At 69.9% G+C, this 1862-nt stretch carries 2 protein-coding genes; both read left to right on the forward strand.

Features of this window, described 5'->3' with window-relative positions; genetic code table 11:
- A partial coding sequence (locus PKE44_RS18915) for a hypothetical protein (protein WP_324554323.1) occupies positions 1 to 573 on the forward strand: 573 nt, incomplete at its 5' end.
- A 22-nt stretch (positions 574 to 595) separates the two neighbouring features.
- On the forward strand, positions 596 to 1862 hold a 1267-nt coding region (locus PKE44_RS18920; RefSeq protein WP_324554325.1), incomplete at its 3' end, for a hypothetical protein.

Raw genomic sequence — 1862 nt, forward strand, 5'->3', positions numbered from 1 at the left:
CGCCTGCGCAAGCAGAAGACCGAACTCGACGGCACGGTCAGCGCCGCGGCCGAGGCCCAGGCCGGACTGAAGCGCCTGCAGGAACAGCAGCAGCGTGCCGAACGCGAGGTCGCGGTGCTCGCGCAAACGCTCGACACCCTGACGGCCCGCAGGGGTGTGCTCGAAGCCGACGCCGCACGTCTGGAGGCGGCCGGCAAGAACCTCGAAGCCACCCGCAGCGAAGCGACCCGGGCCGAAGCCGAGCTGGAACGCCAGCAGGCCCGGCTGTCGCAGATCCGTGCACGGCAGGAATCCCTGGGCGCCGAGGTCGACCGGCTCGATCGCCAGCGCATCGCCCTCGAAGCCACGCTGGCAACGCTCAAGTCCCAGACCGCGGAAGGCGAAACCCTGCACACCCGCATCGCCCAGGATCAGGCCACCGTGCTGACCCTCCGCGAACAGATCGGGCGCCTGCGCGCCGAACACGACGCCGTACAGACCAGCATCGCTTCCGCCCCGTCCTCGAACCCGGTCCCGGCGCCCGCACCGGCTCCGGCCGCAACGGCCACCAGCCCCGACGACGCCCCCCGCTGATGCCTGCAAGGATGTCCCCGCCATGACCCTGGATACCAACACCCTGATCTGGCTTGCTTCCGGCGGCGCGCTGGCCGGCATCATCAGCGTGCTGATCGCACTCGTCTGCGGCCTGCACTACAGCGCAGCCCTGCGGCGCATGCCGGCAGCGGCCTTTCTCGAAGACGTGGTCGCCCGGCTCGATGCGCGACGCGAAGAACTCGCCCGGCTCGACACCCAGCTCGGCGTCCAGCGCGCCGGCCTGAGCCAGCAGCAGTCTGAAACCGAAACGCTGGCCGCCCGGCGCGACGCCCTGAGCGCACAGCTTCGGGATCTGCAGGAAGACCTCGCCGGCCTCGACGGTCGCCGGGCCGAGATCGTCCGTACGGCCGAGGAACTGGGCGAACTGCACACCCAGCTCGCTACCACCCTCGACACGCTGCAGATCCGGCGCGCCGAAGCCGGACAGCTCGAACGCGAAGCCGAACGCGCCCGGGCCGCGCTGGCACTGCTCGATGAGCGCAAGACCGAAATCGAAGCGATCGAGGCCGCCGAACGCGAGGCAAGAGCGCGCCTGCTCGACGCGCAGACCACCCTGACCGCGGCCGGACAGGCCCGGGATGCGGCGCAGCGCGACGAGCAGCAGGCCCTCCGGGCACTCGAAGCCCTGAGCCCCGAGCTGGAACGCCTGCGTACGGAACGCGGGCAGGTCGAGGCCGAACTCTCGGCGCTGCGCGTCGCGCATGATCCTCTGCTGAAGGACACCGAACGCCTGCAACAGCAGCAGGACGCACTGACCCGGCGCGCACGCGAGCTGGAAGACGACATCCAGCGCCTGCAGACCCTGCTGCCGATGCTGGCTGCGAAACTCGAAGGGCTGCGGGAGGAAATCGTCGCCATCACGGACGAGCGGGATGCACTGAAGTCCGAATGCGGGCCGTTGGCCGCCGAAGTCGATGGGCACCGCCAGCAACTGGACAGCCTGCGTACCCGGCATGAAGCGCTCGATGCCGAACTGCAGCGCCTGCAAGCCCTGCAGACGCTGCTCGAAGCCCGGATCGAGCGCCTGCAACAGGAGGCGGACGCACGGCATTCGGAGCTGCAGTCCCTGACCGACGCACGCGAGCCGCTGGCGGCGGAAGTCGACCAGCTGCAGCGCCGGCTGGACCCGCTGCGTGTGCAGCATGACGCGCTGGAAGACGACATCGGCCGTCATCAGGCCCGGCTGCCGACGCTGCAGACGCAGCTCGAAAGCCTGCGGGAGGAAATCGTCGCCATCACGGACGAGCGGGATGCACTGAAGTCCGAAT

The sequence above is a fragment of the Plasticicumulans sp. genome (genome assembly GCF_035331805.1).
GTDB lineage: Bacteria > Pseudomonadota > Gammaproteobacteria > Competibacterales > Competibacteraceae > Plasticicumulans.